Consider the following 3,564-nt stretch of genomic DNA (forward strand, 5'->3'; position numbering starts at 1 on the left):
GCGCAGGATCGCCTCCGCCGGGCCCGCGGCGGCGACGCGGCCGGCCTCCAGCACCACCACGGTGTTGGCGAGCCGCGCGACCTCGCCGACCGCGTGGCTGACGTAGACGATCGGGATCCCGGCCTCGTCGCGCAGGCGCTCGATATAGGGAAGGATCTCGCCCTTGCGCGCCTCGTCCAGCGCCGCCAGCGGCTCGTCCATCAGCAGCAGGCGGGGTCTCGCCAGCAGCGCCCGGCCGATGGCGACGCGCTGGCGCTCGCCGCCGGAGAGACCCGCGGGCTGCCTGCCGAGCAGGTGGCCGATGCCGAGCATCTCGACCACGGCGTCGTGCTCGGCCCGTTCCGCCCGGCGGCCCGCGAAGAAGCGGCCGTAGCCGAGGTTGCTCCGCACGCTGAGGTGGGGAAACAGGCGGGCATCCTGGAACACCAGCCCGATCCGGCGCCGGTGCACCGGCAGGGCGATGCGCCGGTCGGTGTCGACCAGCGTCTCGCCGGCGACGACGATGCGGCCGCGATCGGGCCGGCTCAACCCGGCGATCAGGTCGATCAGCGTGGTCTTGCCCGAGCCCGAGCGCCCGAACAGGGCGGTGAGCCCGGCCCCGGCGGCGAAGGCGGCGTCGAGCGTGAAGGCGCCCCGGCGCAGGGCGACGGCGACGTCGAGCGTCATGCCGGGCGGCTCGATCGGCGCGGACCGGCGTTGTGCAGCGATACCCTCACGGAAGGCCGCGCATGATCACCGTCCACCACCTGGAGAACAGCCGCTCGCAGCGGGTGCTCTGGCTGCTCGAGGAGCTCGGCCTGGACTACACGGTGAAGCGCTACGCCCGGGACCGCGAGACGATGCTGGCGCCGCCGGCGTTGCGGGCGATCCACCCGCTCGGCAAGTCGCCGGTGATCACCGACGACGACATCGTGGTGGCCGAGTCCGGTGCCATCGTCGAATACCTCACCGCCCGCTGCGGCGGCGCGCTGGTGCCTGCGCCGGGCACGGAAGCGCATCGCCGCTACACCTATTGGCTCCATTACGCCGAAGGCTCGGCGATGCCGCCGCTGCTGCTGAAGCTGGTGTTCTCCCGGCTGGCGCCGGGCAGCCCCGCCCTGGTGCGCCCCCTCGCGAGGGGGATCGCCAAGGCGGTGACGGCCAAGTTCGTCGACCCGGAGCTGCGCCGCCACGCCGCCTATTGGGAGGAGGAGCTGTCCGCCCGGCCGTGGTTCTGCGGCGCGGACTTCACCGCCGCCGACATCCAGATGAGCTTCCCCCTCGAAGCCTTCGCCGCACGCGGCACCGGAGCCGGCGCCGAGCTGACCGGCTGGCTCGCCCGCATCCATGCCCGCCCGGCCTACAAGCGGGCGCTGGAGCGCGGCGGGCCGTACGCCTATGCGTGAGGCGCGGTTGTGGGGCTTTCCCCTCCCCCCTCCGCGGGGGAGGGTGCCCCTGGCATGCGACGAAGATTCCATCACCCCGCTCCCAGCTTCCGGCCGATGCGGCGGGCCAGCACCTCCGAGAGCAGCAGCGCGGTCATCGACAGGGCGACCGAGATCAGCGTCAGGCGCAAGGCGCCAGCCTCGCCGCCCGGCACCTGCGTCAAGGTGTAGATCGCCGAGGGCAGCGTCTGTGTCTCGCCGGGAATGTTCGAGACGAAGGTGATGGTCGCGCCGAACTCGCCCATCGCCTTGGCGAAGGCGAGCACCGCGCCGGCGAGGATGCCGGGCAGGCTCAACGGCAGCGTCACCGTGAGGAACACCGCGATCGGCCGGGCGCCCAGCGTCGCGGCCGCCTGCTCGAGCCGGGCGTCCACCGCCTCGATCGACAGGCGCATCGCCCGCACCATCAGCGGGAAGCCCATCACCGCGCAGGCGAGCGCCGCCCCGGTCCAGCGGAAGGCGAACACGATGCCCGCCTCGGCGAGCCACGCGCCGACGAGGCCGCGTCGCCCGAGGGTCAGGAGCAGCAGGTAGCCGGTCACGACCGGCGGCAGGATCAGCGGCAGGTGCACGAGGCCGTCGAGGACGGCGCGACCCGGAAACGTGCGCTTGGCGAGCAGCCAGGCCACCAGCAGGCCGGGCCCGAGGCTCGCAAGCGTCGCGACGGCGGCCACCTTCAGGCTCAGCGCCACCGCTGTCCACTCGTCGGGCGTCAGGTCGAGCAAGGATGGCGCGTCCCGTCCGGGCGCCGCGGATCGTCGCGTCCCCTCACGCTGCAGGCTTGGACGCGGACGATGCCGCGCGCAAGCCGCTCAGGCGTCGAACTCGTCTCCGCGGGGCTTCGCGTCCTCGGCGCGGTGCAGCCGGCTCAGCAGCACGAGGAGCTGGCCCGGCAGGGGCGTGTCGAGGGCTTCGGCCCCGAGCAACGTGTCGCGGGCGCGGACCGGTTGGCGGCGGCGGCGCGAGACGCCGTTGAGGACGACCGGCCGACGAACGGATGGTCTCGAATTGGTCACGCGGACGCACCCTCGATGGTCGAACGACTCGGACGACGCGGAGAAGTGACCGAAAACGCTGCACGGTAACCCCGGTTCCGGGGGTCCATATGATGAACGGGTAAACAATCTGCCGCATTGCCAGGCGATTTTGCCGCGGTTGCCGACCTTGGCCATCGCGGGACCGGACGGGCCACAACATTTCCGCCGCGGACTGCGCCACACGTCGCGGAACGCGGCCGAGGGTGGTAAGGCCGGCCATGCTCGAAGGCCTGCACCCGAACCGCCCGACCCACGTCCTGCAGCTGATGACCGACGAGCGGTCGGCGCGCACGATGACCGACCTGCTCGGCGAGATGTTCGACCCGACCGAGACGGCGGTCGCCGCCTTCGAGGCGGAGGACGGGGTGACGTGGCGGCTGGAAGCCTACTTCGCCGACGCGCCGGACGAGGGTTTCATCCGCGACCTGATCCGCCCCGTGGTCGGCGCGCACGCGGACGCGGCGGAGTTCCGCACCATCGACCAGAAGGACTGGGTCCGCGCCTCGCTCGAAGGCCTCGTGCCCGTGCGGGCCGGCCGCTTCCGCATCCACGGCTCGCACGACCGCGCCACCGTGCGGCCGAACGAGCTCGCCATCGAGATCGAGGCGGCGCTCGCCTTCGGCACCGGCCATCACGGCACCACGCTCGGCTGCCTCAAGGCGCTGGTCGACGTGCTGAAGCGCGGGCGCCCCGGCCGGGTGCTCGACGTCGGCACCGGCACCGGCATCCTCGCCTTCGCCGCCGCCAAGGCTCTGCGCCGGCCGGTGATCGCCGGCGACCTCGACGGCGAGGCGGTCAGGACCGCCCGCGCCAACGCCCATGCCAACGGCCTCGGGCCGTACCTCAAGCTCTACGAGGCGCCCGGCGTGCGCAACGCCCTGGCCGCGCGGCCGCGCCACTTCGACGTGGTGTTCGCCAACATCCTCGCGCGCCCGCTGCGGCGGCTCGCGCCGACGCTGTCGGCCGTGGTGGCCGAGGGCGGCGTGCTGGTGCTCTCGGGCCTGATCGAGCGCGACGTCGCCGGCGTGCTCTCGGCCTACCGCCACCGCGGCTTCCATCTCGCTTCGAAGGGCACGATCGAGGGCTGGGTCGCCCTGGTGCTC

At 73.1% G+C, this 3,564-nt stretch carries 5 protein-coding genes; 2 read left to right on the forward strand and 3 right to left on the reverse strand.

Translation table 11 applies throughout. From position 1 onward, the window contains the following. Positions 1–666: molybdenum ABC transporter ATP-binding protein (gene modC / locus FV223_RS22945; protein ID WP_147729154.1), on the reverse strand; the 666-nt coding region annotated here is incomplete at its 3' end. A 62-nt stretch (positions 667–728) separates the two neighbouring features. On the opposite strand from modC, the gene FV223_RS22950 reads away from it, so the two are divergent. Continuing rightward, a complete protein-coding gene (locus FV223_RS22950) occupies positions 729–1,385 on the forward strand; it encodes a glutathione S-transferase (RefSeq protein WP_147729155.1) in 657 nt (218 codons plus the stop codon). Between the two features lie 71 nt (positions 1,386–1,456). Here FV223_RS22950 and modB read toward each other — a convergent pair whose 3' ends face one another. Continuing rightward, complete coding sequence (gene modB / locus FV223_RS22955; protein WP_147729156.1) at positions 1,457–2,149, reverse strand: molybdate ABC transporter permease subunit; 693 nt, start codon at positions 2,147–2,149, stop codon at positions 1,457–1,459. A gap of 87 nt (positions 2,150–2,236) precedes the next feature. Further along, positions 2,237–2,440: a hypothetical protein gene (locus tag FV223_RS22960; protein ID WP_147729157.1), complete on the reverse strand. Its 204-nt coding sequence runs from the start codon at positions 2,438–2,440 to the stop codon at positions 2,237–2,239. 239 nt (positions 2,441–2,679) lie between these two features. On the opposite strand from FV223_RS22960, the gene FV223_RS22965 reads away from it, so the two are divergent. Further along, on the forward strand, positions 2,680–3,564 hold an 885-nt coding region (locus FV223_RS22965; protein WP_147729158.1), incomplete at its 3' end, for a 50S ribosomal protein L11 methyltransferase.

Source organism: Methylobacterium sp. WL116, from assembly GCF_008039455.1.
In the GTDB taxonomy this organism is placed as follows: domain Bacteria; phylum Pseudomonadota; class Alphaproteobacteria; order Rhizobiales; family Beijerinckiaceae; genus Methylobacterium.